General features: G+C 45.3%; 16 protein-coding genes. 8 read left to right on the plus strand and 8 right to left on the minus strand.

All coding sequences use genetic code 11. The annotated features are described in order from the left end of the window. Positions 1-12: 12 nt before the first annotated feature. The 3 genes from R7O12_RS03650 to R7O12_RS03660 form a co-directional block, all read right to left on the minus strand. A complete protein-coding gene (locus tag R7O12_RS03650; RefSeq protein ID WP_318125624.1) occupies positions 13-1,977 on the minus strand; it encodes a monovalent cation:proton antiporter-2 (CPA2) family protein in 1,965 nt (654 codons plus the stop codon). Further along, the gene (locus R7O12_RS03655) at positions 1,974-2,591 is read right to left on the minus strand and encodes an NAD(P)H-dependent oxidoreductase (RefSeq protein ID WP_005375391.1); all 618 of its coding nucleotides are present in this window, start codon (positions 2,589-2,591) and stop codon (positions 1,974-1,976) included. Before R7O12_RS03655 ends, R7O12_RS03650 begins: the two co-directional genes overlap by 4 nt. 166 nt (positions 2,592-2,757) lie before the next feature. Continuing rightward, a complete protein-coding gene (locus tag R7O12_RS03660) occupies positions 2,758-3,183 on the minus strand; it encodes a universal stress protein (RefSeq protein WP_005375398.1) in 426 nt (141 codons plus the stop codon). 445 nt (positions 3,184-3,628) lie between these two features. Between R7O12_RS03660 and R7O12_RS03665 the strand changes: the two genes are divergently transcribed. The 7 genes from R7O12_RS03665 (at position 3,629) to R7O12_RS03695 (ending at position 15,449) form a co-directional block, all read left to right on the plus strand. Continuing rightward, on the plus strand, positions 3,629-5,200 hold the full coding sequence (locus tag R7O12_RS03665; protein ID WP_137283091.1) for an ATP-binding cassette domain-containing protein: 1,572 nt from the start codon (positions 3,629-3,631) through the stop codon (positions 5,198-5,200). A 206-nt stretch (positions 5,201-5,406) separates the two neighbouring features. After that, positions 5,407-7,566 (plus strand): prolyl oligopeptidase family serine peptidase, encoded by a 2,160-nt coding sequence (locus R7O12_RS03670; protein WP_318125625.1) that lies wholly within the window; start codon positions 5,407-5,409, stop codon positions 7,564-7,566. A gap of 527 nt (positions 7,567-8,093) precedes the next feature. Then, entirely contained in the window at positions 8,094-8,885 is a 792-nt protein-coding gene (locus R7O12_RS03675) for a hypothetical protein (RefSeq protein ID WP_132936330.1), read from the plus strand. Between the two features lie 90 nt (positions 8,886-8,975). Continuing rightward, complete coding sequence (gene vmeP, locus R7O12_RS03680) at positions 8,976-10,118, plus strand: efflux RND transporter periplasmic adaptor subunit VmeP (RefSeq protein ID WP_005391278.1); 1,143 nt, start codon at positions 8,976-8,978, stop codon at positions 10,116-10,118. 10 nt (positions 10,119-10,128) lie between these two features. After that, the gene (vmeQ, locus tag R7O12_RS03685) at positions 10,129-13,269 is read left to right on the plus strand and encodes an efflux RND transporter permease subunit VmeQ (protein WP_318125626.1); all 3,141 of its coding nucleotides are present in this window, start codon (positions 10,129-10,131) and stop codon (positions 13,267-13,269) included. Between the two features lie 120 nt (positions 13,270-13,389). Beyond that, entirely contained in the window at positions 13,390-14,475 is a 1,086-nt protein-coding gene (locus R7O12_RS03690; RefSeq protein WP_318125627.1) for an OmpP1/FadL family transporter, read from the plus strand. 176 nt (positions 14,476-14,651) lie between these two features. Next, positions 14,652-15,449, plus strand: coding sequence for a hypothetical protein (locus tag R7O12_RS03695; RefSeq protein WP_005385112.1), 798 nt, complete (start codon positions 14,652-14,654; stop codon positions 15,447-15,449). Between the two features lie 47 nt (positions 15,450-15,496). Here R7O12_RS03695 and speG read toward each other — a convergent pair whose 3' ends face one another. After that, positions 15,497-16,036, minus strand: a complete 540-nt coding sequence (gene speG, locus R7O12_RS03700) for a spermidine N1-acetyltransferase (RefSeq protein WP_258480941.1) — start codon at positions 16,034-16,036, stop codon at positions 15,497-15,499. Positions 16,037-16,282: 246 nt separating this feature from the next. Between speG and R7O12_RS03705 the strand changes: the two genes are divergently transcribed. Next, on the plus strand, positions 16,283-16,435 hold the full coding sequence (locus tag R7O12_RS03705) for a hypothetical protein (RefSeq protein WP_005375418.1): 153 nt from the start codon (positions 16,283-16,285) through the stop codon (positions 16,433-16,435). A 112-nt stretch (positions 16,436-16,547) separates the two neighbouring features. Here the strand turns inward: R7O12_RS03705 and R7O12_RS03710 are convergent, their stop codons facing one another. The 4 genes from R7O12_RS03710 to R7O12_RS03725 all read right to left on the minus strand — a co-directional run bounded on the left by R7O12_RS03710 (position 16,548) and on the right by R7O12_RS03725 (position 22,868). Beyond that, entirely contained in the window at positions 16,548-17,597 is a 1,050-nt protein-coding gene (locus R7O12_RS03710; protein ID WP_031780940.1) for a diguanylate cyclase, read from the minus strand. A gap of 282 nt (positions 17,598-17,879) precedes the next feature. After that, positions 17,880-18,731 (minus strand): CARB family carbenicillin-hydrolyzing class A beta-lactamase, encoded by an 852-nt coding sequence (gene blaCARB, locus R7O12_RS03715; RefSeq protein ID WP_005385116.1) that lies wholly within the window; start codon positions 18,729-18,731, stop codon positions 17,880-17,882. A 326-nt stretch (positions 18,732-19,057) separates the two neighbouring features. After that, on the minus strand, positions 19,058-19,624 hold the full coding sequence (copI, locus tag R7O12_RS03720) for a copper-resistant cuproprotein CopI (protein WP_318125628.1): 567 nt from the start codon (positions 19,622-19,624) through the stop codon (positions 19,058-19,060). Positions 19,625-19,700: 76 nt separating this feature from the next. Next, complete coding sequence (locus R7O12_RS03725) at positions 19,701-22,868, minus strand: efflux RND transporter permease subunit (protein WP_318125629.1); 3,168 nt, start codon at positions 22,866-22,868, stop codon at positions 19,701-19,703.

Below are 22,868 nucleotides of genomic sequence, written 5' to 3' on the forward strand. Positions count from 1 at the left end.
ATATGGAGTGCGTTATCGTTGGATAGACTCTTCTCTTGGTGGTGTTAGCTCTTGGACGTTATCTTCATTAAAGTCATCGGCGTAACCTTTAGGTGGCGGTGTCCAACCACGTTCTGACCGCGATAGTTTGTCATGACGATCTTTTTGCATCTCTTCCGCCATTTTCTCCTCTAACTGAATAAACAGTTGTCGGAAATTGTTGTCATAGCGTTCACCTTCAGAATCATCTTCCCAAGCTTTGTAAAGTATTTCTGACTTACGTGCTTCAACACGCTTATATGTCGCCTTCTGTTGTTCAACAAAGAAGGGGTGAATGCCAAGGGCTTTCATTGTGTGACCGCCCATCTCCAATGCAGAATGGTAGGTCTCTGATTCAATAATATCAGCCCCCGCTTGACGCAAAAGATAGCCATGTCCACGGTCAAAGGCACGTGCAATCACTGTTACTTTTGGGTACGTGTGCTTAACGTACTTCACCAGTTCTACACTCGATTCTTGGTTATCAATCGCCACAACCAACGCAGCGGCGTGCTCAATGCCGGCTGTATGTAGCATATCTGGTCGAGTCGCGTCGCCAAAATAGGCGCGAGTGCCAATCTGGCGCATGTTATCGACTTGGTCAGATTGATGGTCAAGTACCACGGTAGTCACGCCGTTTGATACCAATAGGCGATTCACTATTTGTCCAAAGCGGCCGATGCCGGCGATGATCACCGTGCCTGTTTCCTCAATCGTATCGCTTTCGCGTTCATTTGACTGGCTTTCAAAGCGCGGCAGAATCACTCTATCAAACAGAATAAACAAACCTGGTGTCAGGAACATCGAAATCGCAACCACTAACGCAAGAGTTTGTGAGAGTTCAAATGGGATGACGTGGTTTTGCACTGAAAAGCTTAGAAGCACAAAGCCGAATTCACCTGCTTGAGCCAAGCTTAGGGTAAACAGCCAGCGGTTGCTGCCTTTCACCCTAAATATCAGTGCAAGAATAAACAGCACCAAGGCTTTCAAAACCATCACGCCAATGGTCAATGCCATGACCAACCAGAAATCACCAAAAAGGACCGAGAAGTTGATCCCTGCGCCAACGGTAATAAAGAACAGACCTAACAATAGGCCTTTAAATGGTTCGATATTGGATTCTAACTCGTGGCGGAATTCACTGTTCGCCAATACAACGCCAGCCAAGAAGGTTCCTAAGGCAGGAGATAAGCCCACTAAACTCATCAGTGCAGCGATACCAATGACAAGCATGAGTGCAGTTGCGGTAAAGATTTCTCGCAAATCAGAGCTAGCCACATAATTGAGCAGAGGTCGACTTAAAAAGTGTCCACCAACGACGACGATTGCAATCGATGCTGTGATTACGATGCCGTATGCCCAGCCTGGCAACCCCGCAACGAGGCTTAATTCTTCATGGTGCGCTGCGGCTGTTTGAGCCGCGGACTGTGCCTGTTCAATTAATTCAGGTAAGGCCAATAGAGGAATGAACGCCAACATTGGTATCACTGCAATATCTTGAAAAAGCAACACGGAGAAAGCGTTTTGTCCACCTTCCGTCTTCGTTAATCCTTTTTCGCTAAAAGTTTGCAAAACAATCGCAGTAGAAGAGAGGGCGAAGATCAAACCTATGGCTAAGGCTATGGTCCAAGGCTGGTCAAAATACAAGGCAATACCCATAATCGCCGCGACGGTACCGCCGACTTGCAGACCTCCTAAACCCATTAAGCGATTGCGCATCGCCCACAACATTTTGGGTTCGAGCTCTAAACCAACGAGAAACAGCATCATCACCACGCCAAACTCGGCAAAGTGCTGGATTGTTGTTGTTTCTTCACCGACTAAACCGATAATTGGGCCAATGACCACACCTGCGATGAGATAGCCTAAAACGGACCCAAGTCCCAAACGCTTAGCAAGTGGGACTGCAATTACAGCAGCAATCAAATATATGAAGGCTTGTAAGAATATTCCTGTCATGAAGCCTCCTTAATGAGCTCTGGCAATGCGCTGTTAAGCTTGATTAATGACGCCGCAGCTTCAACATCCAACCTATCTTCGACTAAAGCTGTTAGCAGGCTCTTGTACCGCTCAACATGACGAGGGATTCGCCCTTCTTCATCTGCTGTACGTGCGCCAAACATCGCGAGAGGGGCAATGTAGTTCATGCCGGTCAGTGCGGACATTTGTTCAATGGGCGCAAGCAGTTGACGAATCGTAAAGTGGTTGTAGCCCTCTGCCTTATAAGCTTCTTCTTTGCCCCCTGCAGACAGCACACAAAGCATGGTCTTGCCTTGCAGTGCTGTGCCATCTGTACCGTAAGCAAAGCCATATTCCAAAACCAGATCTTGCCACTCTTTTAAAATCGCAGGCGTTGAATACCAATATAGTGGGAATTGGAAAATCACCACGTCATGCTCACGTAAGCGTTGCTGCTCACGGTCGATATTAATATCGAAACGAGGGTATTCGCCATAGAGATCAACACATGTCACGCCTTCAATTTTTTGAGCTTCTTTGAAAAGTGGAGTATTCACTTCTGAACGATGCTGGGAAGGATGAGCAAAGAGAATGAGTACTTTTTTATTTGCCATAGGGATCCTTGCTATCTAAATAACCATGCCCAGTAGGAGCGCGGGTTGGTTAGAAAATGTAACTCATAAATGATCGCCAAGCTAGTTTGGTAAACTGTTTAAGCTGTTTCAATATCAATAAAAAACCACCAAATAAATTGGTGGTTTTGGGAAGCGTTACGTTTTACTAATCATGAATAGGGACGACTAGAATATCCACCGGTGACTTGTTAATTAAGTGTCTGGAGTAAGAAATAATCTTGCTCCAGAAATCTTGGTGGTGGCCACAAATCAGAAGATCCACTTCTTGCTCTTTAATGGTGACCTCTAATTTATCAGCTAAGTCGCCAGTACCTACGAAGAAATGTTTAAGTGGGTAATCCATGTAATCACTAAATGTTTTTAAACATTCCATTGAATGCTCATTCAACGGCCTTTGATCCGGGTTTTCTTTAATGTCTACAAGCTCACGATAGATTTCTCCGTGCGTACCATCAATATGAATAAAGGAGATATCGGAGTCGAGATAGTTTGCCATTGATACCGCTCTGTCGATAAGCACGGTGCTTTCATCTGACAGTTCGAGTGCAACAAGGATATGTTTGTATTTCATAACCACGCCCTTATGTGGATTATCTTTACCCTAAGCATAGTATGGCTTGGATAAAAATTGTGTTGCTAAGATCTCGAAATTGTTCAAAGACTTGTTAAAAAGTTAATGTGATATAACAACTTACTGTGAAACTTTCTTTTTGTTCACATTTGGTTAGAAAGCTTGCTTTTTGAACAAAAAAGCGGCTACACTCTGTGCATCATTTCTCTAGGAGATTACGCCAACATGAAGAACTAAACCTGTCATCCATATTTTTACTTATTTTTTGGATCTGCAGGGTTAGTAGGCGTAGCTCACTTTCCGATATTTCTTTGCAACAAGACGACTTTTTGATTTGACGTATATCGTCGAGCTTTACATAGAGCTTAATGCGTTTGTGCACGCGTTTTGTTGCCATTTCAAATCATAGCTACGGCTGTTGTCCCTGTCATACAGGAGGCAAATTATGCCAGTTTTACAAGCTTTTAATGTTAGCCATCAGTTTGATAATGGCGATACGCTATTCCAGTCTATTTCTTGTTCCATGACTAAACGACGTGTTGGTTTGGTTGGGCGCAATGGCATCGGCAAGTCGCTTTTGGCTTCCATTTTGGCGGGCGAAACTCAGCCTGCCAGCGGTGTTGTGACTGCTCCCTCTTCTTTCATGATGTATCGCCAGCAGCCGTCTGATCTGCTTTCAGGTCAGCAATCGATCGCCCAGTTTCTGGGCAAAGATGCGGTCTTGCATGCTTTAAAGCAGATTGAACAAGGTGATGTTTCTGAACATTGGTTCGAACTGGTTGGCGAGCAGTGGGATATTGAATTAAAACTCAAACAGCAGCTCGCTGCGATGGGATTACCGCAAGATCCTGATTTCTCTTGTGCTCGGCTCAGTGGTGGTCAGTTGGCGCGTTTGCAGTTATGGCAGTTATTTGAAAACGAAACGGAGCTTTTGATTCTCGATGAACCATCCAATCACCTCGATACCGAGGCGAAACAATGGTTGATAGAGTCTATGACGCACTTCAGCGGCGCGATTTTACTCATCAGTCACGATCGTGAGCTGCTGCGAGAGATGGAGGAAATTTGGGAGCTATCGGGCCTAGGTTTACAGGCTTTTGGTGGAAATTACGATGTGTACGCCGAGAAAAAACGCACTGAACTGCAAGCGGTCGAGAGGCAGTTAGCGCAAGTCGATAAACAGAAAAAACGGTTAGCCGAGCAAGCCCAGAAAAATCGCGAAAAAGCAGACCAACGCGCCGCGCAAGGGAACAAACTGCGCAAAGACGGCAGTCAGCCCAAAATTTTGCTTGATGGAAAAAAGGATAGCGCGACCGCCAGTGCCTCAAATCGCAATAAGAATGAGCAACTCAGACAAGCGCATTTACAAGCCAAAGAACAGGCGTTGCAATCGCGACATGAGCAGCTCAAGGCGCAAAAGTTTTATCTTACAGATAATCCGAACCGTTCGCGAAAAGTATTGTCGATACAAGAAGGTATATTACCTTTTGGGAATTCTACACCTATCACGTTGCAGATTTTTGCGAACGACAAAGTCCATCTCAAAGGGAAAAATGGCTGCGGAAAATCAACCTTGTTAAAGGCATTGCTTGGCGAGTTATCGTTGCAGAGTGGTGAGTTGCAAGTGAATACGTCTTTGTATTATCTCGACCAACATTTTGGCGCAGTGAATCCAAATCTTTCGTTACTTGAAAACGTAATGGAGAGCTGCCAAGAGATGACGGAAAGTGAAGCGAGGACCTTATTGGCCGGGATCGGTTTTCGTCGAGATGCTGTGTTTCGGTTGGGGCGCCTACTGAGCGGTGGCGAGAAGATGAAGCTCGCGATGCTGATAGTCAGCCACCAAAACTCTCAGCCTTTGCTGCTGCTTGATGAGCCAGATAATCATCTCGATCTGGAGTCAAAAATAATGCTTAGTCAGGCGTTAAATGTATACAAAGGTGGATTTGTTCTGATTAGTCACGACCAAGATTTCGCTTCTGAGTCTGGGGTTTTGCGCCAAATCGAGCTGACTTAGACGAAAGAGAGTAAACGTCATCGTAGCTCTTCAGTATTGTTCCCAAGTTCTACACTTCCACTTACTAGTTTGTAGAACTGGAAGGAAATGAGGGAGTTAGGATGGCTTTCACAACTCGTTTAATGAAATTAGATTCATTTTGTCGATATATAGTAGAGTTCTGATGTATTGCACAAAAAGACAACAGAAAAATAAAAAGGAATTTCATGAAAAAGAACACCCTAGCACTCACAACGGCTCTCGCACTCGGAAGTGTGTTGTCTGTGGCGTATGCAAATGAAGCGGCGCAATCGTCGGTTGAACAGGTAACCCCGAAAACCATCACGTATCCAACCACACAAAAAGTGGATGTTGTCGATGACTACTTTGGTACAAAAGTGAGTGATCCTTATCGCTGGTTGGAAGACGATCTCAGCCCAGAAACCGCAGAATGGGTTAAGGCACAAAATGCAGTGACGTTTGATTATCTGTCGAAAATCCCTTACCGCGAGCAGATTGAAGAGCGCATCACTAAGCTCATGGACTACGAAAAGCAAAGCCAACCGTTCAAAGAGGGTAAGTTCACTTACTTCTACAAAAATGACGGGTTACAGAACCAAGATGTGCTTTATCGGCAGTTAGGTGATGGCGAAGCAGAAATTTTCCTCGATCCAAATACTTTTAGTGAAGATGGCACCACATCGTTAGCGGGAGTGAGCTTTTCACGAGATGGATCTTTGGTTGCATACAGCATTTCGGAAGGCGGTAGCGATTGGCGCAAAGTCATTGTGTTAGACACAGAAACCAAAAAGCCCGTCGGTGAAACGCTGGTGGATATTAAGTTCAGTGGCATCAGTTGGCTCGGCAATCAAGGCTTCTATTACTCAAGTTATGACAAGCCAAAAGGGAGTGAACTTTCCGCGAAGACAGACCAACACAAGCTCTACTTTCATAAACTTGGAACGAAACAAAGTGAAGACCAATTAATTTTCGGTGGTGTAAAGGACGAAAAGTATCGCTACGTTGGGGGTTACACGTCGGAAGATGAACGCTACTTGTTTATCTCAGCCAGCGTATCGACGTCGGGCAACAAACTGTTCTTCAAAGACCTGAGTAAGCCAAATAGCCCGCTGAAAACCATTTTAGATAACACCAGTTCTGATACTTGGGTGATAGACAACCAAGGCACGAAACTGTACTTGGTTACGAACCTTAATGCGCCGAACAAACGCGTCGTGACGGTGGATGCAAGTCAGCCGCAGCCCAAAAACTGGAAAGATTTGATTCCTGAAACAAAGAACGTGTTACGTGTTTCTACCGCGGGTGGCAATTTGTTTGCGAGCTATATTGTTGATGCGATCTCGATGGTGAAGCAATACGACATGAACGGCAAACTCATCCGAGAAATCAAATTGCCTGATATTGGCAGCGCATACGGTTTCTCGGGGAAAAAAGAAGAAACCGAAGTCTACTACTCTTTCACCAACTACAAGATGCCAAGCACTACCTATCGTCTGAACATCAAAGATGGTGATAGCGAGGTGTACTACAAATCTAAAGCGCCATTTGACCCTGTTTTGTATGAATCTCGCCAGGTGTTTTACACCTCAAAAGACGGAACAAAAGTGCCGATGATCATCACCTATAAAAAAGGGACACCGATGGACGGCAGTGCACCAACCATCCTATATGGTTATGGCGGTTTCAACATTAGCCTCACGCCATCTTTTAGCCCGACACGTGCGGCTTGGTTAGAGCTTGGTGGTGTTTACGCGGTAGCGAACATTCGTGGTGGTGGGGAATATGGCAAAGAATGGCACAACGCTGGCATTCAAATGCAAAAGCAAAATGTGTTTGATGACTTTATTGCTGCGGCTGAATTCCTAATTGATGAAAAGGTAACGTCATCAAACAAGTTAGCCATTAACGGTGGATCGAATGGTGGCTTGTTAGTAGGGGCCGTTATGACGCAACGTCCAGAGCTGTTTAAAGTGGCGCTGCCAGCAGTCGGCGTACTGGATATGCTGCGTTACCATACTTTTACCGCAGGTGCTGGTTGGGCGTATGACTACGGCACGGCAGAGCAAAGTAAAGAGATGTTCCAATATCTGAAAAGTTATTCGCCGGTGCACAATGTAAAAGCAGGGGTGGAATACCCAGCAACATTGATTACAACCGGTGATCATGATGACCGTGTTGTTCCTGCTCACTCATACAAATTTGCTGCTGAGTTGCAATCGAAGCAAGCGGGTTCAAATCCGACCTTAATTCGCATCGAAACCAATGCAGGACATGGTGCAGGCACACCAACGCGTAAAATAATTGAGACAAATGCAGATATTTATAGTTTTGCACTGTTCAATATGGGAATAGAGAAACTGCAATAGTGCGAATTGTTTGCGTTTTAGTTATCGAAACGCATCGGCGATTTATCGCTCGATAATAAAAGGGAATCACAGAGAGTGATTCCCTTTTTATTTATTATAGGCCTACTATTCTAATCTGATACTAGGCTAATCAAACTAAGGTTTTTAAATTATTATAATGTTCTAATTAATCTGAAGAGTGTTGTACGATCGAAATGAAACATTGATCGCGATCACCTAAATACATTGCACTCTCTATTTATATGGTAAAATTAATTAATCATTTGTTATAATGATAATTGAATTTTCATAAGTTTTAATATTTCCTTCTTCATTGGTATTACCAAATTTCAAGTTATATAAGATATAAGTAGCGGTGATTGAACTTTTACGATGCTTTATTTTATTTTAATTAAAACGTCGAATGTTTCGTCATTATTGAATTTGCTTTGATAATTTATGTTATCCAAAGCGAGTTGTGTTGCTTGCTATTTATGATGACCTCATGACGTGAATAATTTTATAATCATTAAAATGGATACAGTTTTATGAATTTAGTGAAACCGTCTGTTGCCATTATGGTTGCAGCCCTACAACTCGCGTCTTCTGCCTATGCGCAGACAAACAATAACGAAGAACTACAAGATATGTCTGACCCACTTGCGGTATACACCCAAGCTGGCTTTGGTATTACTGATAAAGGCGCGAACATCAAAATCGGTCAAACTTACCAATCTAGCCAGCCTGGTACCATGGCGATGAACATCATCGAAATGAAAGGCATTGGTGGTGAGCTATTTGGCATTCGCGACAATGACGATCCAATGTATGCCAATGTTGATGACAGCATTGACTCTTTCCGACTACGTAATTTCCAAGTAGAAGTCGCAAAAGGTCTAGGCCGTCAATTGGATGTAAACTACGATGTTGATAACGATAAATTAGATGCATCTTACAGCTTTATTCAAGGCCTACCTAAGTTTGGTATGTTGCAGTTATTTCCTTTAGCTGGTGCGGGTGTCACTATTGCTAATGATTTTAGTGATGATGACAAAGGTTATGAAATTCCAGGTACTTTCACCGTTGTCGGTATGTACTCAAAAATTGAATTAACCGATAAAATCTGGATTAACTACAACCCAATGTATATGCATACATTGTCAGGGTCTAGTCAATATAAAGACACTTATTACGCGGGTGAAGATAATATCTTAACTCATGAGTTTGCGTTGTCTTATCAAATTAATCCTCGCGCTAATATTCGTTACTTTGCAAACTGGAATGAGCACGTTAATTTCGGTGATGGTGATCACCGTATCGAATTTAACTACCAATTCTAACTCCCTCGTTTATTTCCAGAATAGAAAGTGCGTTTATCCATATATTTAAATATTTAGGCTAGGGCACTTTCTACATAAAGTAGGTTTATCATGAAAGCCAAATATAAATTTGCGTTGGTATCTATTGCTATATCTTCTGCATTACTATCAGGATGCAAAACTGGCGATATCGCAACGAAAACTGCCCAAGCACCCTCTGTTGAAACCGTTACCCTAACCGAAACAAAAATCACTCCTTATCATACTTTTATCGGTCGAACTGAAGCGGTAAATGACGTTGATATTATGCCTCGAGTCGGTGGCGAATTAACCGCGATTCATTTTAAAGATGGCGATATGGTCGAAAAAGGCCAATTGCTGTTTGAAATCGACGACCGTCCTTACAAAGCGGCACTGGCGTATGCAAAAGCGTCGTTGCAAAAAGCAAAAGCACAACTCGTTCAAACTACGCGTGATGCAGAACGTGTGAAGAAACTCATCAAAGATAAAAGCATCAGTGAGCAGCAATACGATGACGCCATTGCTGCGCACGCCGCAGCGATTGCTTCGGTAGAAGAGGCGAAAGCGACGCTGGTTTCAGCAAGGCTCGATCTTGAATTTAGCTCTGTGCGTGCTCCTTTCTCTGGCCGCGTGGGGTTCAGCAACTTCCGAGTGGGTGACCGTATTTCGAAAATTCAACTCGTTCCTCTTGTTTCGATCACTCAAATCGACCCAATTCGCTTTGGCTTTGATGTGGATGAGAAGCTCTACCGCCGCGTAAGAAGCGCGATTGATGTGGCTCATCGTAACGATGACAAACTGGATGTTGATTTAACACTGACGCTTTCAGACGGTTCATTGTATCCGCTTGATGGCAAGATCTACGCCGTTGGCAACAAGATCGATTTAGAAACAGGCTCAATTCGAGCAGAAGCACAATTTGATAACCCAACTTACGCGCTTATGCCGGGTGAATATGGCAACTTGACCATCAAGCTGCGCAACAAAACCATTGATGGTTTGCTTATCCCATCGGCGGCTGTTCAGCAAGACCAAGCGGGTGACTACGTCATGGTGGTTGGTGATGATCACGTGGTGTCTCGTCGTAACGTTGAACTTGGTCAGACCTACGGTGTGAAACGTGCTGTGCTGACTGGCTTGGCGGCTAACGAAAAAGTCATCGTTAATGGTCTTCAAAAAGTGCGTCCGGGTGCAACGGTGAAAGACGTTGAACTACAGAGTGAACAAGGCTGAGTGAGTACTGATGTTAAGTAAATTTTTCATTCACCGGCCGAAGTTTGCTTTGGTGATCTCACTGGCGATGACATTGATGGGTATGATCGCCCTGAAAGTCTTGCCAATTTCTGAGTATCCTCAAATCTCTCCAACGGTAATTACGGTGAGCACCATGTATCCGGGTGCAAACGCGGACGTGGTTAAAAAGACGGTAGCACAACCGATAGAAGCCAAAGTCAATGGCGTTGAAGACATGATTTACATGTCTTCTGTGATTGGTAACGATGGCTCATACACATTGCGTATTTACTTCCGAGTGGGCGCAGATGGCGATATGGCGCAGGTTCGTGTGAACAACTTGGTGGCACAGGCGACGTCATCTCTACCACAAGAAGTAAACCAAATCGGTGTGACGGTTAAGAAGAAATCTTCCGACATGCTGGGCGTTATCACACTGCGTTCTCCGAAACAGTCTCACGACAGTATCTACCTTTCTAACTACGCGGATCTCAATATCGTTGAGCGTCTAAAACGTATCGAAGGTATGAGTGACATTACGCTGCTGGGTAAGAAAGACTACTCAATGCGTATTTGGTTGAACCCAAATAAACTGGCCACCTTGAAGCTTTCTGCTAGCGATGTTATTGGCGCAATTAAAACGCAAAACATCCAAGTGGCGGCGGGTAAGATCGGTGGTATGCCAGCTCCGGGTGATCAGCAATATCAATATGTTTTGCAAACCAAAGGCCGCCTTACTTCTGCGAAAGAGTTTGAGAACATCATCATCCGCGCGAGCAAGAAAGGTTCTTTGATTCGCTTGAAAGATGTGGCTCGTGTGGAAGTTGGCGCACAAGGTTACGAAGCTGATGGTCGTATGAATAACGAACCAGCCGCCGTTCTGGCATTGTACCAGTTGCCGACAGCGAACGCGCTAGACGTGATGGAACGCGTGAAAGAGGCCATGAAAGAGTACGAGAAATCGTTCCCAGATGATTTGGTTTACGACATCGCTTATGACTCTACCGAATACGTAGAGACGTCGATTGATGAAGTGTATGAGACGCTGGTGATTGCGGTACTTCTTGTCACCTTCGTTGTGTACGTTTTCTTGCAGAACTGGCGAGCGACCATCATTCCAACCTTAGCGATTCCGGTTTCCATCATTGCGACGTTCGCAATCATGGGCGTGATGGGCATGACCATTAACACGATCTCGTTGTTTGGCTTGATCCTCGCCATCGGTATCGTGGTGGACGATGCGATCATCGTGGTAGAGAACGTGGAACGGGTTATCCATGAAGAGCATTTAGACCCGATTCCGGCCACGATCCAAGCTATGAAAGAAGTGACGGGGCCAGTATTGGCAACAACGCTTATTTTGTTGGCGGTATTCGTACCGGTTGCGCTATTGCCGGGTATTTCTGGTCGAATGTTCAACCAGTTCGCGGTCACCATCTGTGTATCGGTGCTGATCTCTGCGATCAACGCATTGACGTTAACGCCAGCGCTTTGTGCGTTGATGTTGAAATCTACTCACTCGCAATCTATTGCGCCTTTGTGTGCGTTTAACCGAGGTTTTGAAGCAATAACGCGCAAATACCAAGGTGTAGTTGGCTTCTTGAGCCGTCGCATTGTGCTGAGTATCGGTGTTTATGGCGCGCTTATTGCGGTGCTGGCATTTGCGTTCATGACCGTACCTTCCTCTTTCGTACCGAACGAAGATAAAGGCGTGTTCATGGTCGAAATGCGTTTGCCAGACGCAGCAGCATTGCAGCGTACTGCACCATTAATGAAGCAGTACGTTGATGAGCTAAAACAGATGGAAGGTGTGGAGAACGTGGTTTCGGTTGCGGGCTTCTCGGTAATTAACATGGCGTCGATTCCAAACTCGGGCATGTTGATCATCAAACTGGATAACTGGAGCAAACGTAAAGACCCTGAGCTACACCAACGCGCATTGATGAATAAAGTTAACCAAATGCTGAACTCAACGCCAGATGCCGCTTCGTTCGTTTTCGCGACACCGGCAATCAAAGGTATGGGTGCGGTGGATGGTTTCAACCTTGTGCTGCAGGACAACTTGGGCCGTTCTCCACAAGAGTTGGCAAAAACAACCGCTGATTTTGTTGCCCAAATCAACCAACTGCCTGAAGTGGCACGTGCGTTCTCGATTTTCCGTGCGAATATTCCGCAACGTTACATCGATATTGATCGCGATAAAGCGATTTCGATGGGCGTACCGTTGAATGAAATCTTCAGCACACTGCAAGCACAGTTGGGCGGCGCCTACATTTCTGACTTCAACTTGTTTGGTCGTTCGTACCAAGTGAAAGTGCAAGCAGAAGAGCAATACCGTGACAATATCGACGACATCAACCATCTGTTTGTTCGCTCAAGCTCTGGAAAAATGGTGTCACTGGCAACGCTAGTGAAAGTGAAGCCGATCTTCGGCCCAGATACCTTGTCGAACTACAACATGTTCAGTTCTGCAACCGTGAACGGTGCGCCAGCGCCAGGTTACAGCTCGGGTGATGTTGTAAAAGCCATTGAAAAACTGGCTGCGGAATCTTTGCCAAGTGGTTACTCATACGAGTGGTCAGGCATGACTTACCAAGAGATGAAAGCAGGCAACATGGCGCCGATCGCGTTCGCATTGTCTTTGCTGTTCACATACTTGTTCTTGGTGGCTCAGTACGAAAGTTGGACCATTCCTGCAGCGGTAATGATGGCGGTTCCAGTCGCGATTCTCGGCGCAATGGGCACGCTACTGCTGGTGGGACAACCGTTCGACTTGTACGTGCAGATTGGTGTGGTCATCTTGATCGGTATGTCCGCCAAAGTGGCGATTCTTATCGTGGAATTTGCCAAAGTTCTGCGAGAAGAAAAGGGCTTATCCATCATTGATGCTGCCAAAGAAGCTGCTCGAATCCGTTTCCGTGCAGTACAGATGACCGCATTTGCCTTCATCTGGGGGGTATTCCCGTTGGTGATTGCATCGGGTGCCGGTGCGGCATCTCGTCACTCACTGGGCTTTGCAGTATTCGGCGGCATGATTCTCTCTACGTTTGTAGGCACGTTACTGACGCCAGTGTTCTTCGTGATGATGCAATCTCTGCGCGAGAAGTTTAAGCGAAAGAAACCCACTGAACTTGAGGTGAGCGAGCAATAACGCTGATTTCAACTGACTGACTCCACAACACCCCCACGCTGTGTGCGATTGGCCAATGCCTTTCATTGATATACAACCACCGTCGCAGCGTGGGTTCCCCAAACAATAATAGGTTTTAGCATGAAAAATCTTTCAAAAATCGTCGTAGCGAGCTCTCTACTGACGTGTGCTGCTGCGCAAGCGGGTGGGTTATACCTTTACGAAACAACAGCATCGGATATTGGTTTGGCATCCGCTGGTATGGCGGCTCGTGCGCAAGATGCCTCAGTAATGGCAGCAAACCCGGCTGGTCTGGCGAATGTTTCTGGTAAATCTTTCTCTGGTAACCTGATTGGCCTTTACGGTGACGCGCAACTAGACACGATGACTGGCGATGCGGGCAACGTGATTGGTTTTGTTCCTATGGCGTCGGCATTTTACAGCCAACAAGTAAACGACAAATGGACGCTGGGTATTGGTCTGTATGGCAACTACGGCCTTGGCCTCAAGTACGAAGGTCTTTTGGATAATCATTTAGATATTCCTACAGCAACGACGCAAGCCTTAACCATTCAACCTTCCGCTTCTTACCGCATCAATGATCACTGGTCTGTGGGTGCGGCGCTTGGTATTCAGTACGGTATGTATGAAGTGGAAACGAAGGGAGCCTTGAACTTCAATGACGAAGACCAAGATACTCAGCTCAACGGCCGAGTAGGTGTGCTTTATGAAGCAACACCAGGCACGCGTCTTGGTCTGTCTTACTCTTCTGAAACCGAATTTGAATTCGACAATAGTAACTCCATTGCTCCGCAACAACTGATCTTCAGTGCTTACCACGAAGTGAATGATGACCTAGCGGTGATGTGGAACGTGAACTGGCAAGACTGGAGCGAATACACAACCACGCTGAACGTAGAGACACAAGACACTTACCAAATCGCATTGGGTACTCAGTACAAACTGAATGAAAAAATGATGTGGAATGCAGGTTTTGCATTCGATACCAGCATGTATGAAAGTCAATCAAACGGTGACATTACCGTTCCTACTGGCAAGGCGTACCGCATTGGTACAGGCATTGATTACAAATTGGATTCAGAAAACTCAATTGGTTTCGCGTTTGAAGCGATCTTGATGGAATCGTCAGAAACGCCACGCTTACGAGCTGGCTTTGATGAGCCTGCGCTGTACTTCATGAGCATGAGCTACAACTGGAAAAACTAATCATTCCTAATCGCTAAAACGCCTTCCTTACAGGCCATTCTACCCTAACTACCTGCACTGGATGCTGTCACACCATCTAAGGTAGTTAGGGCGCTTCTGTCACATCCAGTGAGTGATGATTCAAAAAGTATCTGCGCAGCTAAGTGCAGGTATTCAACATCTCAAAGGACTAAAAAATGAAAAATAAACTAGCGTTAGTGTGTACGACTTTGTTGGTAAGTACGCTGGCTCATGGTGCCGAGCATCGAGTAAAAGACAATAAAAACAAGTTGGCGGATGACCCAACAAAAGTCATCACGAAATTTGGCGCGTCGTACGCAAACAACTACGATTTTGATGATCAAAACATCTCATTCTCGGGCTCACTTGCGCTTGACCAAGCGCGCAAAATTAACCTGCGTATCAATGATGATGCGAGCGAGTGGCGTATTGGTGGCTCGTGGTTGTTTCCGGTCGGTATCGTGAACTTCAACTTCGGTAAAAATGAATACGTAAACGGCGCGGATCAAACCAACTACAGCGTTGGTACCTTTATGCCGCTAAGTTATTTCGGGATTGAGCCAGCAGGCTTCCAAATTTTCCCAATGGCAGGCTATACGTACAACACTGGTGATGTTCCTGTTTGTGACGGTGCAGAAAGTAGTCTCTGTAGCGAGCCTAACTTTACGGGTACGCCAAGTGCAGAGAATGGCTTCAATATGATGAGCTCTTCAGGCAGTAGCGGTTACGTTGGTGCATTTGCGCTGAAATCGTTTACCAAAGAGCTGACGTTAATCAGCTTCGCAGCAGGCACTTACGGCTCAGAAAACAGTGAAGGAGAGAACTACAAAGGCTTCTTTGGTGGTATTGGTCTTGGTTACCTCGTGAGCAAACGCCACTCTTTTAACGTAATGACGTTTGTCATGGACAACAACACCTATTTGGATGAAGCAGACAAGCGCATCGTATTATCATATCAATATCAATTTGAATAAATAAAAACGCAGCCCAAATAGCTGCGTTTTTACTTTGATAGAATGAACTAGTGAATTGAGTTGTTTTCTTCGATCTTTTTCTGGTCCTGGTGTTTTAATATATACATGCGCTTAACATCGCTGTAAGCGCCGTTAATAAAGTATTCTTCTACAAGGTGACCTTCTTCGATAAAGCCGCACTTTTTGTATAAGTGAATAGCGACTTCGTTATCCACTGCGACTAATAAGTAGATTTTACGTAGATTAAGAATTGAGAATGAGTAATCTAACGCACGATTAATCATCTCTGTCGCATAACCTCGGCCTTGATGCTCTGGGGCGATGATTATCTGAAATTCCGCGCTGCGGTGAATGTAGTTAATCTCGATCAGCTCAACTAAGCCAATTACGATGCCGTCTTCATCTTCGACGACAAAACGCCTTTCAGCGTCATCATGTATATGTTTTCGATAAAGTTCTTCGAGCTCGTCATAAGACTCGTAAGGTTCTTCGAACCAGTAGGCCATGATATTTCGGTTGTTATTCAGTTCATGAATAAAGCGCAAATCAGAACGCTCTAATGCACGCATTTTTAGGCCTTTCTTCATCATTTTTCTCCAATGAGGGCGGAGAATACCTCCGCACTTGATGCTAGAAAATATTACCGTATTTCACAAGAATAGCGCATCTTTTTTTGGAAAATATCCTGTGATTTTCAATGTGGAAACTTAGAGTTCACGACAAATATAAATTAATCTTTACGATAAAAAACTCGATTAGGTGCTTTGCCTAATATCGTATTAAATACCGCGCAACGACTTAGTGTCTTAATCTAAACAAACAAGGTATTCAATATGTTTTCAATCGGTGACGTAGTAGTAGCGACTAAAGGTATCGATCTTGGCGAAATGGTTGTTACAGGTTTAAGCAGTGGCGGTTTTTACACACATGTAAAAGCAGGCGAAAAAACACTAACTTACCCAGCTAAAGATCTTAAGAAAGCATAATTAAATTTGCTCATTCTTATTTTTAACTGGCTTAAAGTTCGTATTAGTTATTTTAAGCGGGTTAGAATCGATAAAAGGTAGCGCAATGAGTCGCTACCTTTTTTTATTTTTTCTACCTTTCTTCACCAATATGAAACTCAACGCGATTTCTTCCGGTTTCTTTTGCCTTGTAAAGTGCTAAGTCGGCGCGTTTAACGAGTGGTTCAAATGAGTCGTCGAGACGACAGACTTGAGTTACCCCAATACTCGCGGTGAAGCTCATATCACAACCTGAATGTTGAACGGTCGTCGTTTCTAGTGCATTACGAATTGTTTCTAATGTGTCTAGAGCTTGCTGTGATGAGCGACTTCTTAATACGATGGCAAACTCTTCACCGCCAACTCTGGCAAGTAAGTCACAATCAAGTAGATGACTTTTAATAGTATTAACTGCATGGATCAGTGATTTATCGCCTGCGTCATGACCAAATCGGTCATTGAGGCTTTTAAAATTGTCGAGATCTAAAATAGCAACATGGAAGTCAATGCCCTGGATTCGGTATTCATTTAGGCGGCTTTCGATTTGTCGCATGAACTCTCTGCGGTTTGGAATACCTGTCAGATCATCCGTCGTGGCGAGGTGCTCCATTTTCATAATCTGTATATGAAGGGCAATGTTTAAAGCAATCCAATTAGCGATGCACTGAAGCTGTGCCGCTTGTTCGTTTGTGTAAATGTGCGTTTGATGATGCGCAACATTAAGCGTTCCTAGGCAGACTTTACCGTGCATTAAAGGCGCGTCCATACACGTACCCATACCATTGGATGCGAGCATCACACAATCAATCTCATCAGATTGTGTAACATCATCGCAGATCATCAGTTGTTGCTTTTTGAACACTCGGCCAACAAACGCTTGATGAATGGGCACTAAAAATTCAGCGGGAATCGCTTTACTACCAGAGAAAGAGTAGACCTTCAGATGATCATTGTTTTCATAAAGTGTGATACTCGCACGGTCAGAGTTAAATATGCGATTTATCCATTCTGCCACCGTATCAAGTACTTGCTGTAGTGTTTCCGATTGAGCTAAAAAGTGAACAAACCCTATCGGCATACATATCGGACTTTCCATGTTTTGCATCGATAAGTCATCAGGGTTAAAAGTTCTTTCAAGTCTCAATAGACATCTCCTTGGCAATGTTGCAAATACCAACAATAAATTACGTGAAGCTATTTTGTAGAAAATGCGCTTCTTGGTAAGAGTATGGTTTAATTATCGCCATTTGTGTGCGTTTGGTTGCTTAATATGGGCGTTAACTCACCCTAAATAAGTAAATCTTATACCTATTTATAAGTAAGTCATTACTCAATAAGTGGTGTTTTTAAGATGGAAGTACAGAATGAGCCCTTCTGGAAGAGAAGGGCTAGAAAAGGATACAAATGGGGTCAGGTGAGTAAAGACTTAATTGTCTTTGTACTTTTGTAAAATCAACTGACTTATCTGCGCAACGAGCTGGTCCCTAGCTTGAAGTGAGAGCTCGGTTTCTGTGACATAAATACTAATGTAAACAGGTCGATGATTTTCCTTCCATATAATCGCGTTAATGCCACGCGAACCATGACCTCCCGCACCAGAACGGTCTGCAATAGACCAACCTGTTGGTAATACAGAACGCATTAACGAGTCTGAAACTTTGTTGTCTTGCATCCAGATTTTTAATTGTACACGAGACTCATAAGACAACGTTTCGCCTTCGACCAAGGTTCGCAGAGTGTTTAGCATGGCGTTAGGTGTGGTTGTGTCGCGGCTGTCGCCTGGTGTGGCTTCGTTCAAGCGAGGTTCTATTCTGTCTAGGCGCGTTGCTTTATCTCCAATTGTTCGCAGAAACATTGTTACGGCCTTAGGGCCGCCAATTTCATTTAATACTAAGTTGGCTGCGGTATTATCACTCATTAACATAGCGGCTTCACACGCGTGCTCTATGCGTGTGTTTTGGCCTGCGAGCTTATCCATCACTGGAGACCATACAACGATACTGCGCTCATCGACTTTTGCGGTCGCATTTTTACTTAGCTTACCGCTGTCCATATCACTTAGCATTTTGGCACAAGCTAGGGTTTTGAATGTGCTCATGAGTGGGAAGCGTTCATCGCCACGGTAATCCCAACGCTCGTCTGCTTGAGTATCCCAAACTGACACCCCAATTCTGCTTGAGGTTTGTTGCTCGAGGAGAGAAATGTCCTCATTCAATTGGGACGCGTAACTTAGGGTTGAGCAAACCATTAGCCCAGCCAACAAAAATAACTTTTTCATGGATCGTGTTCTTCAATTTTAGTTTTAGTTCGCACCGTAGCGATGTCACGTAAACTATAACGAGCCAATACTCTAAACACTGTTAAATCTATGTCTATTTTATGTAGGATTCTTTGCAATACGCTTAAACGGTCTCAATATGGGGAGAAGAGTGTTGCTATCAAGGCCTGTAGTTTGGCTTATATATTACGTCGGTGATTCGGTCATAAAAATATCTTAGCGTGAGACACTGGCTCAGAATTTCTTATCATGAGCTAACGAATAGTTTGATCCAGAGAAATAAAAGGAGCTGAATCATCAGCTCCTTTGTCTAGTTGGATAATTACTTACAGTTCAATCTTTTTAACCATGCCCGATTCTGCATGGCCCGGAATGTTGCACGCGAACTCAACCTTGTTGTCACCGTGGAAGTGCCACAGTAATTGCTTCGCTTTACCTGGTTCTACCGTAACTGCGTTGCCTGAGTCATGCATGTGATCGCCGCTCATTGTCTTCATCATTTCGCGATGTTCTAGCTGCTCTTTAGCCGAACCAATCGTAAACTCGTGGTTGATCTTACCTGTGTTCATCACAACAAATTGCACCACATCGTTTGGCTCAATCTTAACGTCTTTTTTGAACTTGATGGTCATGTCATCACCCAAGATAACGTGTACCACCTTGTCTGGCTTTGCCCCTTTTGCTGGCATACCAACAGTCGACATGCCCGGCATATCCATCATGTTTGAATGGTCCATTTTACTGTGGTCCATCTTCATGCTGCCGTGGTCCATATTTTCATGCTTCATGTTGCTATGATCCATGTTCGCGTGGTCCATGTTTGAATGATCCACTTGGGCAAACGCAGTCGTTGTTGTTAGGGCTAGAGCAAGAGTGATTAGTGTCTTTTTCATTTTTATATCCTTGTTTTAATTCATTATTAACTTGGTTGCTTCCCCTCAAACGGCATGTTTGAGAGGAAGGTAGGGGTTAAGCCTTGTTGTTTACATCACTAGCTTGGTGATTAGTTGCATTGCTTTGGCGCAACTCACGTTGTTTCCACAGCTTGAAGATGGCTGGAAGCACCAACAGCGTCAGCAGCAGTGCTGATGCCATACCACCAATCATTGGTGCGGCGATACGTTGCATTACTTCTGATCCTGTCCCTTCGCCGTACATGATCGGAATCAGACCAATAATGACCGTCAGTACCGTCATCATTACTGGGCGAACACGTAGGCCTGCACCTTCACGAATGGCATCAGTTAGGTCTTTCGCCTCAAGCTTCTGTTGGCTCTCTTCTGCATCGAGTTTTTTGTAGTGCCACGCTTGGTTGAGGTAGACGAGCATGATGACCCCAATTTCAACCGCGACGCCTGCTAGGGCAATAAAGCCGACCCCAACGGCAATCGAGAAGTTGTAGTTGAGGATATGCATGAGCCACAAACCACCAACCATAGCGAGTGGTAGGGTAAGCATGATGATCATCACTTCACCGACACGACGGAAGCTGAAGTAAAGCAGCAGCATAATGATGGCGATGGTGATTGGTACCACGACACTCAAGCGATCTTTCGCACGCTCCATGTATTCGTATTGACCAGACCAAGCCAGCGAGTAACCCGCAGGAAGTTCTAGTTGATCGGCCACGACTTGCTGTGCTTCCACTACGTAAGAGCCAAGGTCACGACCATCGATGTCGACAAATACCCAGCCGTTTGGACGCGCGTTTTCTGTCTTGATCATCGGAGGGCCGTCTTCGTAACGAATGTCCGCTACATCAGCCAGCGCAATACGAGCGCCATTTGGTGTCACCAATGGTAGGTTTTGCAGTTTAACCACTGAATCTCGGTAGTCTTGTGGGTAGCGAACGTTGATTGGGTAACGCTCCAAGCCTTCAATGGTTTCACCCACATTCATACCGCCCACCGCAGTGGAGATCACTTGCTGAACGTCTTTGATGCTTAAGCCATAACGCGCTGCGGCACGACGTTTAATGTCGATCGTGACATAACGACCACCTGCTACACGTTCTGCATAAACCGATGCCGTGCCTTGTACGCCGTTAAGAATTGGCTCCAACTGAGAACCGATCTTCTCAATCACTTTCAGATCGGGTCCGGAGATCTTAATGCCGATAGGGGTTTTGATGCCCGTTGCCAACATGTCGATACGCGTTTTGATCGGCATTACCCAAGCGTTAGTAAGACCAGGGAACTGAACCAGCTTGTCGAACTCTTTGCGCAGTGACTCGGTTGTTACCCCTTCACGCCATTGGTCGCGTGGCTTCAACTGAATCACGGTTTCAATCATGGTGAGTGGCGCTGGATCGGTTGCAGTTTCAGCTCGGCCAATCTTGCCCCATACGGTTTTCACTTCTGGAACGGTTTTGATCAGCTTGTTGGTTTGTTGTAGAAGCTCGCGTGCTTTACCAATTGAGATACCCGGATAGGTTGTTGGCATGTACATCAAGTCCCCTTCATCCAGCGGAGGGATGAACTCGCTACCCAGTTTACTGGTTGGGTAGTAAGCCGATGCCATCAGACCTAATGCGATAACAATCATGGTCTTAGGGTATTTTAAGCTGGTGTTCAACAGCGGACGGTACAACGCGACCAAGCCACGGTTAACTGGGTTTTTGTGTTCCGGTAACACCTTACCGCGAATGAAGTAGCCCATAAGAACAGGGACGAGTGTGATTGCCAAACCTGCTGCCGCTGCCATTGCGTAAGTCTTAGTGAACGCAAGCGGCGAGAACATCTTGCCTTCTTGGCCTTCTAAGGCGAACACTGGTACGAAGCTAAGAGTGATGATAAGCAACGAGAAGAACAGCGGTGCGCCGACCTCTTCTGCGGCTTTGCCGATTACTTGCCAGCGGTTCTTGTCGGTCAATGGCGTTCGTTCAATGTGCTTGTGAACGTTTTCAATCATCACGATTGCACCATCCACCATGGCACCGATGGCAATCGCGATACCACCAAGGGACATGATGTTGGCGTTGATGCCTTGCCAATGCATTACGATAAACGCAGTGAGAATACCGACCGGTAGGCTCAGAGCGATAACCAATGAAGAACGAATGTGGAACAGGAACAACGTACACACAATCGCAACGACGATGAACTCCTCTGCAAGCTTTTTCCATAGGTTTTCTACCGCTGAATCGATAAGGGTAGAGCGGTCGTAGGTTGCAACAATTTCCACGCCTTCTGGTAGGCTGCGTTGCAGGTCGGCGAGTTTGTCTTTGACTTTCGCAATCACTTCACTCGCGTTCTCGCCAAAGCGCATTACGATAACGCCACCCACTGCTTCACCTTCGCCATTCAACTCTGAGATACCTCGTCGCATTTGTGGACCAAGGTTAATGTCTGCGATGTCTCCTAATAGCAACGGCGTGCCTTTCTCGGTGACTTTTAGCGGCAGTGATTTTATGTCTTCAATGCTGGTTAGGTAACCCGTGGTACGAACCATGTGTTCGGCTTCGGCCACTTCGATAACGGACGCGCCGGTCTCTTGGTTACCGTTTTGGATTGCCATGTTCACTTGTTGCAGAGTGAGGTTGTAAGCACGAAGCTTGGCAGGATCAACCTGCACTTGATACTGCTTCACCATACCGCCCACGGTAGCGACTTCAGAAACGCCATCAACGGTTTGCAATTCGTACTTCAAGAACCAGTCTTGCAGGCTGCGAAGATCCGCCAAATCATGCTTGCCGGTTTTGTCTTGTAATACGTAGCTGTAAACCCAGCCCACGCCCGTTGCATCAGGACCTAGGGTTGGTTTTGCGTTCGGTGGCAGCTTGGGTGCTACTTGGCTTAAGTACTCCAACACGCGTGAACGTGCCCAGTACATGTCGGTATCATCGTTGAAAATGATATAAACGTAAGAGTCACCAAAGAAAGAGTAGCCACGAACCGTCTCAGCACCCGGCACGGCAAGCATGGCGGTGGTGAGCGGGTAAGTAACTTGATCCTCGACGACTTGAGGAGCTTGCCCCGGATAGCTTGTCTTGATGATCACTTGCACATCAGAAAGATCCGGAATCGCATCAACAGGCGTATTCTTTACACTGTAAAGTCCGCCTAATATAAGGGCTAAGGTCGCGACCAACACTAGGAATCGGTTGCTCAGTGACCAACGAATAATAGCATTGATCAT

The organism is Vibrio sp. Vb1574 (assembly GCF_033338675.1).